Below are 12,570 nucleotides of genomic sequence, written 5' to 3' on the forward strand. Positions count from 1 at the left end.
CCCCGGCCCCGGCGCCAGTGGCGACCGCGCCTGCCGCCGCACCAGCCCCGGCGCCCGCCGCAGCGCCAGTCGCTGCCGGCTCCGGCCATCAGCTGGTATTGAAAGTGACGGAAGATTCGTGGGTGGAAATCCGCCGCCCCGGCACCACCTCGCTGATCTCGCGCGTGGTGAAAGCCGGCAGCACCGAGACCTTTGACATCAAGGACCCGGCGCTGCTGATCGTCGGCAAGCCGGGCGGCGTGGAGGCCACCTTGGGTGGCGCGCCGCTGGCGCTGCCGCTGATCCCTGGCGGCACGATTTCGCGTGTGAACATCAAGTAAGAACAGAGTAGAACGACCATGACGCAAACTGCTATTCCATCGGGACCGACCGACCGCCGCGCCAGCCGCCGCGTGTTGATCTCGCACGGCGAGCGCAAGATCTGGGTGGGCGGCGACGCCCCGGTGGTGGTGCAGTCGATGACCAACACCGACACCGCCAACGCCATCGAAACCGCGATCCAGATCCGCGACCTGGCGCGTGCCGGCTCGGAGCTGGTGCGCCTGACCGTGGACCGTCCGGAAGCCGCCGAAGCGGTGCCCTACATCCGCGAACAGCTGGACAAGATGGACGTGGACGTGCCGCTGGTGGGCGACTTCCACTACAACGGCCACACGCTGCTGCAAGACTATCCGGAGTGCGCCAAGGCGCTGTCCAAGTACCGCATCAATCCGGGCAACGTCGGCAAGGGCGCGAAGCGCGACACGCAGTTTGCGCAAATGATCGAAGTGGCCGCGCGCTACGACAAACCGGTGCGCATCGGCGTCAACTGGGGCAGCCTGGATCAGGCGCTGCTGGCGCGCATCATGGACGAAAACGCCGTGCGTGAAAATCCGTGGACCGCGCAGCAGGTGATGTATGAGGCGCTGATCACCTCCGCCATCGAAAACGCGCAGCGCGCCGAAGAACTGGGCCTGGGCCGCGACAAGATCATCCTGTCGTGCAAAGTCTCGGGCGTGCAGGACCTGATCGCCGTGTACCGTGAGCTGGGCAAGCGCTGCGACTATCCGCTGCACCTCGGCCTGACCGAAGCGGGCATGGGCAGCAAGGGCATTGTGGCCTCGACCGCCGCGCTGTCGGTGCTGCTGCAAGAAGGCATCGGCGACACCATCCGCATTTCGCTGACGCCGGAACCGGGCGGCGACCGCACCAAGGAAGTGGTGGTGGGGCAGGAGATTCTGCAAACCATGGGCCTGCGCAAATTCACCCCGATGGTGATCGCGTGCCCGGGTTGCGGCCGTACCACCTCGACCACTTTCCAGGAACTGGCCGACAATATCCAGACCTTCCTGCGCGACCAGATGCCGGAGTGGAAAAAGAGCTATCCGGGCGTGGAGGCGATGAACGTGGCCGTGATGGGGTGCATCGTCAACGGTCCGGGCGAATCCAAGCACGCCAACATCGGCATCAGCCTGCCGGGCACCGGCGAATCGCCGGCCGCGCCGGTGTTCGTGGACGGCGCCAAGGTGGCGACGCTGCGCGGTGAACGCATCGTGGAAGAGTTCCAGGAAATCGTACTGAATTACGTGAAGAAGAATTACAGCAAACATGTCTAAACAAGAGAAAATCACCGCCGTCAAAGGCATGAACGACATCCTGCCGCAGGACTCGCACCTGTGGCAGCTGTTCGAGAACACCGCGCAGTCGGTGGTGCAGAGCTACGGCTTCCAGCAGATCCGCACGCCGATCGTGGAGGACACCGCCCTGTTCAAGCGCGCCATCGGCGCTGTGACCGACATCGTCGAAAAAGAGATGTACTCGTTCGAGGATTCGATGAACGGCGACCAGCTGACCCTGCGCCCTGAAGGCACGGCCGGCGCGGTGCGCGCGGTGATCGAGCACAATCTGGTCTACGAAGGTCCGAAGCGCCTGTGGTACACCGGCCCGATGTTCCGCCACGAGCGTCCGCAGCGCGGCCGCTATCGCCAGTTCTACCAGTTCGGTTGCGAGGCCGTGGGCTTCTCCGGTCCTGACGTCGACGCGGAACTGATCATGATGTGCCGCCGCCTGTGGGACGACCTGGGCCTGCCGGAAATCCGCCTGGAACTGAACTCGATCGGCGACGCCGAAGAGCGCGCGCGCCACCGCGTCGACCTGATCGCCTATCTGGAAAAGCACGAAGACATCCTCGACGCCGAAGCCAAACGCCGCCTGCACAGCAACCCGCTGCGCATCCTGGACACCAAGAACCCTGCCATGCAGGACATGGTCAACGCCGCGCCGAAGCTGATGGACTATTTGGGCGAAGAATCGCTGGCGCACTTCAACGGCGTGCGCAAGATCCTCGACCACAACAACATCCCGTACGTGATCAACACGCGCCTGGTGCGCGGTCTGGATTACTACAACCGTACCGTGTTCGAATGGGTGACGGATTCGCTGGGCTCGCAAGGCACGGTGTGCGCCGGCGGCCGTTACGATCCGCTGATCGCCTCCTTCGGCGGCAAACCGACGCCCGCCGTCGGTTTCGCCATGGGCATCGAACGCCTGCTGGAACTGATGAAGGAAGCCGGCGAGCCGGACATGCCTAACCAGTGCGACGTCTACCTCGTGCATCAAGGCGAGGCGGCCCAGCTGCAAGCCTTCGTGCTGGGCGAGCGCCTGCGCGACGCCGGCCTGGACGTAATCATGCACGGCTCCACCGCGGCCGGCGCGGGCAGCTTCAAGTCGCAGATGAAGAAGGCCGACGGCGCGGGCGCCGCCTTTGCCGTCATCATTGGCGAGGACGAAGTGAAGAACAACACCGCCGCAGTGAAGTCCATGCGCGCGGCGGAAGGCGAGCAGCAGCAAAGCACGGTGCCGTTCGACCAGGTAGTAGACTTCGTGGTCGACCAAATCACCGACGGCGGCGATCACCATCACCACGTGCACGACGAGCACTGCAACCATTAATTCAATCAACAACAACGGCAGACGAATACCATGGCATACGATCTTGAAGAACAAGAACAGATAGCAACCCTCAAAGCATGGTGGGACAAGTACGGCAATGCGACCACCTGGGTGTTGATCGCGGCGCTGGCGGCCTACTCGGGCTGGAACGGCTGGAACTACTACCAGCGCGACCAGGCCGGCAAGGCCTCGGCCCTGTACGGTGAGCTGCAAGCGGCGGTGGAAGCCAAGGATAACGCCAAGGTGCTGCGCGCCGCCGGCGACATGGAATCGCAATTCGCCAGCACCGCCTACGCGCCGATGGCCGCGCTGGTGGCGGCAAAAAGCGCGTTTGAAGCCAACGACCTGAAATCGGCCAAAGCCCAGCTGCAATGGGCGGCGGAGCATGGCGCCGATGAATTCAAGGCCGTCGCCAAAGTGCGTCTGGCCGGCGTGCTGCTGGATGAAAAAGCCTACGACGAAGCGCTGAAAGTGCTGGCCGGCGACGTGCCCGCGGCATTTGCCGGTGCCGTGGCGGACCGCAAGGGCGACGTGCTGGCCGCGCAAAACAAGCTGACCGAAGCCCGTGCCGCCTACAAGGCCGCGCTGGACGCCACCGACAAGAAGAACCCTGGCCGTCAACTGATTCAGATGAAACTGGAAGCCATCGGCGGCGCCGCCTAATCACTCAAGCACCAAGGTTTATAGACTATGCGTATTACCGAAAAAGTAGTTGCAGCAAGCGTGTTTGCGATGTTGGCCGGTTGTTCCCTGTTCTCCTCCAAGGAGACCAAGAACCTGCCAGCGCCGCTGGTGGAGCTGAAGAATCCTTCGCTCACGCCGCAGGTGGTGTGGAAGTACTCGGTAGGTAAGGCTGGCAACGCGGTGTTCACCCCCGCAGTGGCCGGCGACAGCATTTATGTGGCGGACGCCGACGGCACGCTGGCGCGCCTGAACGCCGCCACCGGCAAGGAAATCTGGCGCATCCGCACCGGCACCGATCTGACCGCGGGCGTGGGCAGCGACGGCGAGGTGGTGGTGGTCGGCGGCGTCAAGGGCAAGATCCTGGCCTACGACAGCAACGGCAAGCAGCTGTGGACCGCGCAAGCCACCAGCGAGGTGCTGTCGTCGCCGGAAGCCGGCGGCGGTGTGGTGGTGGTGCGCAGTGTCGACAACATGATCACCGGTTACGACGCCAAGACCGGCGCCAGGAAATGGAACGTGGCCCGCACCACGCCGGCCCTGACCCTGCGCAATGCGCCGGGCATGGTGATCAGCGGTCCTAACGCCTACATCGCCCAGCCGGGCGGCAAGCTGCTGGCGCTGAACGTGGCCGGCGGCCTGCAACGCTTTGAAGTGGTGGTGGGCGAACCGCGCGGCGCCACGGAACTGGAACGTGTGACCGACATCGCCGGCACTCCGGTGATCTTCGAAAAAGATGTCTGCGCTGTGTCGTACCAAGGCCGTGTGGCCTGCTTCGACGCCACCACCGGCGCGCCGCACTGGAGCAAGCCGGTATCGTCCGACAAGGGCGTGGCGGTGGACCAGCGTTTTGTATTCGTCTCCGACGACAAAGGCGAAGTTGGCGCCTACAGCCGTGAAAACGGCGCCAACGCCTGGAAGAACGACAAGCTGTCGTACCGTGTGCTGTCGACCCCCGTGTCGTATGGCCGCGCGGTGGCGGTGGGCGACTATCAGGGTTACATCCACTTCCTGTCGCGGGAAGATGGCGCATTTATAGGTCGTGTGGCGACGGACGGTAGCCCTATCCAGGCTGACCCGGTCATCGCCGGCACGAATTTGATTTTCCAAACCCAATCAGGGACTGTGACCGCTCTGGCGGTCGAATAATAAAATGAAGCCGGTAATCGCATTAGTGGGTCGACCCAACGTTGGGAAATCGACCTTGTTCAATCGTCTGACCCGCTCGCGCGATGCGCTGGTGGCGGACTTGCCTGGGTTGACGCGCGATCGTCACTATGGCGAGGGCCGTGTCGGCGAACGTCCCTTCCTGGTCATTGACACCGGCGGCTTTGAGCCGGTGGCCAAGGAAGGCATCCTCCACCAGATGGCGAAGCAGACCAAGCAAGCCGTGGCCGAAGCCGACGTTGTCGTCTTCCTGGTCGACGGCCGCCAGGGCCTGACGCCGCACGACAAGACCATCACCGACTTCCTGCGCAAGAGCGGCCGTCCGGTGATCCTGGTCGTGAACAAGGCGGAGGGCATGCGCTACACCTCGGTGGTGGCGGACTTCTATGAACTGGGACTAGGCGAACCGGCTGTCATTTCGTCGGCACACGGCGACGGCGTGCACGACCTGGTGGACCTGGCCCTCGATACCGCCTTCGAACAGCGCCCGGAAGATCCGGAAGAGCTGGAGAAGTCGGACCGTGGCGTCAAGATCGCGCTGGTCGGCCGTCCCAACGTCGGCAAGTCGACCCTGATCAACACCCTGGTGGGCGAAGAGCGCGTGATCGCCTTCGACATGCCGGGCACCACCCGCGACTCGATCGAGATTCCGTTTGAGCGCGACGGCAAGAAGTACACCCTGATCGACACCGCCGGCATCCGCCGCCGCGGCAAGGTGTTTGAAGCCATCGAGAAGTTCTCGGTGGTGAAGACGCTGCAATCGATCTCGGAAGCCAACGTGGTGGTGCTGATGCTGGATGCTCAGCAGGACATCTCCGAGCAGGACGCCCACATCGCCGGCTTCGTGCTGGAAACCGGCCGCGCGCTGGTCATCGCCGTCAACAAGTGGGACGGCCTGGAATCGTGGCAGCGCGACGAAATCAAGATCGACATCGACCGCAAGCTGGACTTCCTCGGCTTCGCCAAGATGCACTTCATCTCGGCGCTGAAGGCGCAGGGCATCGGCCCGCTGATGAAATCCCTGGACCAGGCCTACGCCGCCGCCTTTGCCGACCTGTCCACGCCCAAGCTGACCCGCGCGCTGATCGAGGCGGTGGAGAAGCAGGAGCCGAAGCGCAAAGGCTCGATCCGTCCGAAGATGCGTTACGCCCACCAGGGGGGCATGAATCCGCCGGTGATCGTCATCCACGGCAATGCGCTGGACGCCATCAGCGAACCATATAAACGCTATCTGGAGAAGCATTTCCGCGAGACGTTCAACCTGGTCGGCACGCCGCTGCGCATCGAACTGCGCACCGGTAAAAATCCATTCGCAAAATCTTCGGAAAAATAAGCGTTTTTTTTACAGGAACTCCCTGCAAAAAAAGCAAAAACAAGGTACAGTGGCTTAGAAGCACCACTTTTGACGTGGCGAGCGGTGTTTCAGCGAAAATTGTTTGACTTTAGTTAGACTTTTTGCTGAGCCACGTACTTGAAATCAAGCGTTTCGCCTCCACTTCCAACACAACAACATAAAATGGAGCTGTTATGAGCAACAAAGGGCAACTGTTACAAGACCCATTCCTCAATGCCTTGCGCAAAGAGCACGTTCCTGTTTCGATCTACCTGGTCAACGGCATCAAGCTGCAAGGCCATATCGAATCGTTCGATCAATACGTCGTACTGCTGCGTAACACCGTGACCCAGATGGTCTACAAGCACGCCATCTCCACCGTGGTGCCGGCACGCGCCGTCAACCTCAATATTGAAAACGAAGCGGAATAAGCATTTGCTGTATCGCTTCTTTTTACCTGGCCTGACCGTCGTATGCGTGCAGCTCTAGTCGGTATCGATTTCGGCAAGGGCGACTTTGCCGCCAGCATGGAGGAACTGCAACTGCTGGCTCGTTCAGCCGGTGCGGAACCGGTGACGATGATCACGGCAAAGCGTTCTTCGCCGGACGCGGCTTATTTCGTCGGCAGCGGCAAGGCCGACGAGATTGGCCAGGCCGCGTTGGCCGACCGCCTCGACATCGTCATCTTCAACCACGCGCTGTCGCCCGCGCAGCAACGCAATCTGGAAAAGCGCCTGAATATCCGGGTGCTGGACCGGACCAGCTTAATCCTTGATATCTTCGCCCAGCGGGCCAAGAGCCACGAGGGCAAGCTGCAAGTCGAGCTGGCGCAGTTGCAGCACCTGGCCACGCGCCTGATCCGCGGCTGGACTCACCTTGAGCGCCAGAAGGGCGGTATCGGCTTGCGCGGTCCCGGCGAAACCCAGCTGGAGACCGACCGCCGGCTGATCGGCGAGCGTGTCAAGATGCTGCGTTCGCGCCTGGCCAAGCTGCGCAAGCAGCACGAGACCCAGCGCCGTTCGCGCAACCGCACCCAGACTTTCTCGATCTCGCTGGTCGGCTATACCAATGCCGGCAAGTCGACCCTGTTCAACGCGGTGACCAAGGCCGGCGTGTATGCGGCCGACCAGCTGTTCGCCACGCTGGACACCACCTCGCGCCGCGTCTACATGAACGCGGAAGTAGGGCACGTGGTGCTGTCCGACACGGTCGGCTTCGTGCGCGAGCTGCCGCACCAGCTGGTGGCGGCGTTCCGCGCCACGCTGGAAGAGACCATCCATGCCGACCTGCTGCTGCACGTGGTGGACGCCGCGTCGCCAGTGCGCATGGAGCAGATCGAGCAGGTCAACCTGGTGCTGCAGGAAATCGGCGCCGATCACATCCCGCAGATTCTGGTGTGGAACAAGATCGACGCCGCAGGCCTGGAGCCGTCGGTGGAGCGAGATGAATATGATAAGATTTCCAGGGTCTTCCTCAGTGCGCGCACGGGGCAGGGACTGGACCTGCTGCGCGACGCCATCACTGAATGGGCCACCAAAGAAGAATTAGAAGAAGTAGAGAGCAGTCCCACCCTCACTCACGTTGGATCACACTAATGCGTGTCTCCTCACTTATGAAACGACTTGGCTTGAAGCTGTCGCTGAACGACCCTCGCTGGGGGAAGGACAACAAGCCGCAAGCCAACGAAGGCAAGAAGCCCGGCGAGGGCCCGCCCGACATGGAACAGCTGTGGCGCGACTTCAATCAGCGCCTGAATGGCTTGTTCGGGCAAAAACGTCCCAACGGCGATAACAACGGCGGCGGCGATGGCGGCGGCGGCAACCGCCCCGACATGAGTGGCGGCGTGCGCGCCACGGCTGGCGCCATCGGCGCGGTGGTCGGGCTGATCTGGCTCGCCAGCGGCTCGTTCATCGTGCAGGAAGGCCAGACCGGCGTGGTCTACACCTTCGGTAAAGTCAGCCATACCACCGGCTCCGGTTTCAACTGGCGCTGGCCGTACCCGTTCCAGAGCGATGAAACGGTCAAGGTGTCGCAGATGCGCATGGTGGAAATCGGCTACCGCGGCAATATCAAGAACAAGCAGACGCGCGAATCGCTGATGCTGACCGATGACGAGAACATCATCGACATCCAGTTCGCCGTCCAGTTCAAGCTGAAGGACCCGGTCGCGTGGCTGATGAATAACCGCGACGAGGAAGACACCGTGCGTCAGGTGGCCGAGACCTCGATCCGCGAAATCGTCGGCAAGAACAAGATGGACTTCGTGCTGTACGAAGGCCGCGACAAAGTGGCTTTCGAAACCCAGCAGCTGATGCAGCAGATCCTCGACCGCTACGCCTCGGGCGTGCTGATTTCCAGCGTCACCCTGCAAGCGGTGCAGCCGCCGGAGCAGGTGCAGATCGCCTTTGACGACGCGGTGAAAGCAGGGCAGGACCGCGAGCGCCAGAAGAACGAGGGCCAGGCCTACGCCAACGACGTGATTCCGAAAGCGCGCGGCACCGCCTCGCGCCTGTTGCAGGAAGCCGAGGGCTATCGCTCGATGGTGGTGGAAAACGCCACCGGTAACGCCTCGCGCTTCAAGCAGGTGCTTGTCGAGTACCAGAAGGCGCCGGCGGTCACGCGCGACCGCATGTATCTGGACACCATGCAGCAGATCTTCTCCAGCTCCTCCAAGGTGATGGTGGACGCCAAGACCGGCAGCAACCTGCTGTATCTGCCGCTGGACAAGCTGATCGCCCAGGCGGCGGCCACCGATGCGCAAGCCGCCGCCGCGCGCGCCGCGCAAGCTGCGGGCGGCGCACCGGCCGCCAGCACCACGCTGCCGTCGGAGCTGATGCCGTCGGTGGAAGTGAACCGCACGCGCGACTCGCGCTCGCGTGAATCCTTACGTGACCGGGAGAGCCGTTAATGAATCGCATAGCCAGTACCGTCGTCCTGGGCTTCATCGCCCTGATGCTGCTGTCGTCGACCGTGTTCGTGGTCGACCAGCGCAAGTACGCGATCGTGTTCGCGCTGGGCCAGATCAAGGAAGTGATCCGCGAGCCGGGCCTGCACTTCAAGTTGCCGCCGCCGTTCCAGAACGTGCTGCTGCTGGATAACCGCATCATGACCATCGAGTCGCCGGATGCCGAACGCTTTATCACCGCCGAGAAGATGAACATCCTGGTGGACAGCTTCGTCAAATGGCGCATCGGCCGCGGCGAGAATCAGCCCAAGCTGTACTACGTCACCTTTGGCGGCGACGAAGGTCGTGCGCGCGATCGCATGTCGCAGATCATCAAGGCGGCGCTGAACGAGGAAATCACCAAGCGCACCGTGGCCGAAGTGATCTCCGGCCAGCGCGGCAAGGTGATGGAAGGCATCCGCGCCAAGGTGGTGCAGGAGGCCGCGCAGATCGGCGTCGAGATCATCGACGTGCGCTTGAAGCGCGTGGAATACGTGGAGCAGATCAACAACTCGGTGTACGAGCGCATGAAGGCCGAGCGCACCCGCGTGGCCAACGAGCTGCGTTCGACCGGTTCGGCGGAATCTGAAAAGATCCGCGCCGACGCCGATCGCCAGCGTTCGGTGATTCTGGCGGAAGCCTATCGCGATGCGGAAGAGATTCGCGGCGAGGGCGATGCCAAGGCCTCGGCCATCTACGCCGAAGCGTTTGGCCGGAATCCGGAGTTCTACAAGTTCTATCGCAGCCTGGAAGCCTATCGCGCCACCTTCAAGAACCACGGCGACGTGATGGTGATGGATTCCAGTTCGGACTTCTTCAAATACTTCAAAGGCTCTGGCGCCGGCGGCGCCGCACCCGCGCCAGCCAAGAAGTAAGTCATAGCAGGGACCTCGCACCGGGATGCCCACAAGGCATCCCGGTCGCATCTTTTTCCCCTCTGTAGACGCGTTTTCGCGTAAAATATCAGGTTCGGCCCTCCGCTTTGGTGGTCGAGGCCTCCGCGCCGCATTGTTCATTTCTTAATTAAATAGTCCCATGCCTAATTGGCTGCTGCCCGAGAATATCGCCGACGTCTTGCCGTCGGAAGCACGCAAGATTGAAGAGTTGCGTCGCCTGATGCTGGATAATTTCCGTCTGTACGGCTACGAGCTGGTGATGCCGCCGCTGCTGGAGTACCTGGAGTCGCTGCTGACCGGCGCCGGCGAGGATACCGACCTGCGCACCTTCAAGCTGGTGGACCAGCTGTCGGGCCGCATGCTGGGCCTGCGCCCGGACATGACCACGCAGGTGGCGCGCATCGACGCCCACCTGCTGAACCGCGCCTCGGTCACGCGCCTGTGCTACGCCGGCAGCGTGCTGCATACCCGTCCATCGGGCCTGCACGCCACCCGCGAGCCGCTGCAAATCGGCGCCGAGATGTATGGCCATGCCGGCCTTGAAGCCGACGCCGAAATCCAGGAACTGGCGCTGGCCTCGCTGGCGCTGGCCGGTTTCATCGAAGTGCGGCTGGACCTGACTCACGTCGGCGTGCTGCATGCGCTGCTGGAGCAATGCCCGGCCGCCCGCCGCGATCAGGCTAAAATCCACGCCGCGCTGCGCGCCAAGGATGTGCCGGACCTGCAAGCGTTGACCAGGGGCTACGCGCCGCAAGTGCGCGACGCCTTGCTGGCCTTGCCCTCGCTGTACGGCGACGTCGACGTGCTGGCCAAGGCGCGCGAAGTGCTGCCGGAGCTGCCGGGCATCGCCAAGGCGCTGGCCGAACTGGCCGCGCTGGCGGCATCGGCCATCGGCCGCGCGCAAGTGGCCATCGACCTGGCCGACCTGCGCGGTTATCAGTATGAAAGCGGCGCGATGTTCGCGCTGTATGTGCCAGGCTTGCCGAACGCGGTGGCGCGCGGCGGTCGTTACGATCACGTAGGCGAGGCCTTCGGCCGGGCGCGTCCCGCCACCGGCTTCTCGCTCGACCTGCGCGAACTGGCGCGCCTGTTGCCCACCGCGGAGCGCAAGCATTCGATCCGCGCGCCATGGGGCAATGCGCCGGAATTGAAGGAAAAAATCGCCGAGCTGCGCAAGTCCGGCGAAGTGGTGATCCAGAGTATGCCGGGTCACAGCCACGAACTGGACGAGTTCGAGTGCGACCGCGCACTGGTGCTCGAAGAGAATGGTAGTAACTGGATTCTTAAAAACTTAGGTTAATGTGATGTCAAACAAAAACGCAAAAAACGTCGTCGTCATCGGTACCCAATGGGGCGATGAAGGTAAAGGCAAAATCGTCGACTGGCTGACCGACCACGCCCAGGGCGTGGTGCGCTTCCAGGGCGGCCACAACGCCGGCCACACGCTGGTCATCGGCGGCGTGAAGACTGCGCTGCAACTGATCCCGTCGGGCATCATGCGCCCAGGCGTGGCCTGCTACATCGGCAACGGTGTGGTGGTGTCGGTGCCGGACGTGCTGCGCGAAATCGACAAGCTGGAAGCGGTGGGCGTGGAAGTCGCCTCGCGCCTGAAGGTGTCGGACGCCGCGCCGGTGATCCTGCCTTACCACTCGGCGCTGGACCACGCGCGCGAAGCCGCGCGCGGCGACGCCAAGATCGGCACCACCGGCAAGGGCATCGGCCCCGCGTACGAAGACAAGGTGGCCCGCCGCGCCATCCGTATCGCCGACCTGCTGAACGAAGGCCGCTTCGCCGAGAAGCTGAAAGAGAACCTAGACTACCATAACTTCGTGCTGGAAAACTATCTGAAGGCACCGAAGATCGATTACCAGAAGACCCTGGACGACGCGCTGGCCTACGTGCCGCGCCTGCGCCCGATGGTGACCGACGTGTCGAGCGCCCTGTACAAGGCGCACAAGGCCGGCGCCAACCTGCTGTTCGAAGGCGCGCAAGGCTCGCTGCTGGACGTCGACCACGGCACCTATCCATTCGTCACCTCGTCGAACTGCGTGGCTGGCAACGCCGCCGCCGGCGCCGGTGTCGGTCCGAGCATGCTGCACTACGTCATGGGCATCACCAAGGCCTACACCACCCGCGTGGGTTCCGGCCCGTTCCCATCGGAACTGCCAACCGACGCCGGCGTGGGCCACCACCTGGCGCAAGTGGGCCACGAGTTCGGCACCGTGACCGGCCGTGCCCGCCGCTGCGGCTGGTTCGACGCCGCGCTGCTGCGCCGCTCGGTCCAGATCAACGGCGTGACCGGCATGTGCATCACCAAGCTGGACGTGCTGGACGGCCTGGAAAGCCTGAAGCTGTGCACCGGCTACACCATCGACGGCGAAGCCGTGGACATCTTCCCATCGGGCGCCGAAGAGGCGGCCCGCTGCGTGCCGGTGTACGAAGAAATGCCGGGCTGGAAGGACAGCACCGTGGGCGCCAAGACCATGGAAGCCCTGCCGGTTGCCGCCCGCAACTACATCAAGCGTATCGAAGAACTGGTCGGCGTGCCGGTGGACATGGTCTCGACCGGTCCGGATCGTGAAGAGACGATCGTCCTGCGCCATCCGTTCGCGTAATAA

12 protein-coding genes are annotated in these 12,570 nt (G+C 63.1%); all 12 read left to right on the forward strand.

Annotated features, from left to right (window positions below; genetic code table 11):
* The coding region (locus GM676_RS18395) for a DUF4115 domain-containing protein (protein ID WP_155465281.1) at positions 1-320 on the forward strand (320 nt) is incomplete at its 5' end.
* An 18-nt stretch (positions 321-338) separates the two neighbouring features.
* Positions 339-1,595, forward strand: coding sequence for a flavodoxin-dependent (E)-4-hydroxy-3-methylbut-2-enyl-diphosphate synthase (gene ispG, locus GM676_RS18400; RefSeq protein WP_155465283.1), 1,257 nt, complete (start codon positions 339-341; stop codon positions 1,593-1,595).
* Complete coding sequence (gene hisS, locus GM676_RS18405) at positions 1,588-2,931, forward strand: histidine--tRNA ligase (protein WP_155465285.1); 1,344 nt, start codon at positions 1,588-1,590, stop codon at positions 2,929-2,931. The genes ispG and hisS overlap by 8 nt, the downstream gene beginning before the upstream one ends.
* A gap of 30 nt (positions 2,932-2,961) precedes the next feature.
* Positions 2,962-3,594 carry a YfgM family protein gene (locus tag GM676_RS18410; protein WP_155465287.1) on the forward strand — a complete coding sequence of 211 codons (633 nt, stop codon included), beginning with the start codon at positions 2,962-2,964 and terminating at the stop codon, positions 3,592-3,594.
* A 27-nt stretch (positions 3,595-3,621) separates the two neighbouring features.
* Complete coding sequence (gene bamB, locus GM676_RS18415) at positions 3,622-4,761, forward strand: outer membrane protein assembly factor BamB (protein WP_155465289.1); 1,140 nt, start codon at positions 3,622-3,624, stop codon at positions 4,759-4,761.
* A gap of 4 nt (positions 4,762-4,765) precedes the next feature.
* Entirely contained in the window at positions 4,766-6,112 is a 1,347-nt protein-coding gene (der, locus tag GM676_RS18420) for a ribosome biogenesis GTPase Der (protein WP_155465291.1), read from the forward strand.
* Positions 6,113-6,306: 194 nt separating this feature from the next.
* Positions 6,307-6,543: an RNA chaperone Hfq gene (hfq, locus tag GM676_RS18425; protein ID WP_072780809.1), complete on the forward strand. Its 237-nt coding sequence runs from the start codon at positions 6,307-6,309 to the stop codon at positions 6,541-6,543.
* Positions 6,544-6,585: 42 nt separating this feature from the next.
* The gene (gene hflX, locus GM676_RS18430) at positions 6,586-7,707 is read left to right on the forward strand and encodes a GTPase HflX (protein WP_155465293.1); all 1,122 of its coding nucleotides are present in this window, start codon (positions 6,586-6,588) and stop codon (positions 7,705-7,707) included.
* A gap of 17 nt (positions 7,708-7,724) precedes the next feature.
* Positions 7,725-9,020, forward strand: a complete 1,296-nt coding sequence (hflK, locus tag GM676_RS18435; RefSeq protein ID WP_229262759.1) for an FtsH protease activity modulator HflK — start codon at positions 7,725-7,727, stop codon at positions 9,018-9,020.
* Complete coding sequence (gene hflC, locus GM676_RS18440) at positions 9,020-9,931, forward strand: protease modulator HflC (RefSeq protein ID WP_155465297.1); 912 nt, start codon at positions 9,020-9,022, stop codon at positions 9,929-9,931. The genes hflK and hflC overlap by 1 nt, the downstream gene beginning before the upstream one ends.
* Before the next feature lie 160 nt (positions 9,932-10,091).
* A complete protein-coding gene (locus tag GM676_RS18445; protein WP_155465299.1) occupies positions 10,092-11,252 on the forward strand; it encodes an ATP phosphoribosyltransferase regulatory subunit in 1,161 nt (386 codons plus the stop codon).
* A 4-nt stretch (positions 11,253-11,256) separates the two neighbouring features.
* Positions 11,257-12,567 (forward strand): adenylosuccinate synthase, encoded by a 1,311-nt coding sequence (locus GM676_RS18450; protein ID WP_155465301.1) that lies wholly within the window; start codon positions 11,257-11,259, stop codon positions 12,565-12,567.
* Positions 12,568-12,570 lie beyond the last annotated feature (3 nt).

The organism is Duganella radicis (assembly GCF_009720825.1).
Taxonomy (GTDB): Bacteria; Pseudomonadota; Gammaproteobacteria; order Burkholderiales; family Burkholderiaceae_D; genus Rugamonas; species Rugamonas radicis.

Excerpts from the sequence above, each read along its gene's own strand:
- ispG (WP_155465283.1), top strand. The coding sequence starts at position 339 with ATGACGCAAACTGCTATTCCATCGGGACCGACCGACCGCCGCGCCAGC.
- hisS (WP_155465285.1), top strand. The coding sequence starts at position 1,588 with ATGTCTAAACAAGAGAAAATCACCGCCGTCAAAGGCATGAACGACATC.
- GM676_RS18410 (WP_155465287.1), top strand. The coding sequence starts at position 2,962 with ATGGCATACGATCTTGAAGAACAAGAACAGATAGCAACCCTCAAAGCA.
- bamB (WP_155465289.1), top strand. The coding sequence starts at position 3,622 with ATGCGTATTACCGAAAAAGTAGTTGCAGCAAGCGTGTTTGCGATGTTG.
- der (WP_155465291.1), top strand. The coding sequence starts at position 4,766 with ATGAAGCCGGTAATCGCATTAGTGGGTCGACCCAACGTTGGGAAATCG.
- hfq (WP_072780809.1), top strand. The coding sequence starts at position 6,307 with ATGAGCAACAAAGGGCAACTGTTACAAGACCCATTCCTCAATGCCTTG.
- hflX (WP_155465293.1), top strand. The coding sequence starts at position 6,586 with ATGCGTGCAGCTCTAGTCGGTATCGATTTCGGCAAGGGCGACTTTGCC.
- hflK (WP_229262759.1), top strand. The coding sequence starts at position 7,725 with ATGAAACGACTTGGCTTGAAGCTGTCGCTGAACGACCCTCGCTGGGGG.
- hflC (WP_155465297.1), top strand. The coding sequence starts at position 9,020 with ATGAATCGCATAGCCAGTACCGTCGTCCTGGGCTTCATCGCCCTGATG.
- GM676_RS18445 (WP_155465299.1), top strand. The coding sequence starts at position 10,092 with ATGCCTAATTGGCTGCTGCCCGAGAATATCGCCGACGTCTTGCCGTCG.
- GM676_RS18450 (WP_155465301.1), top strand. The coding sequence starts at position 11,257 with ATGTCAAACAAAAACGCAAAAAACGTCGTCGTCATCGGTACCCAATGG.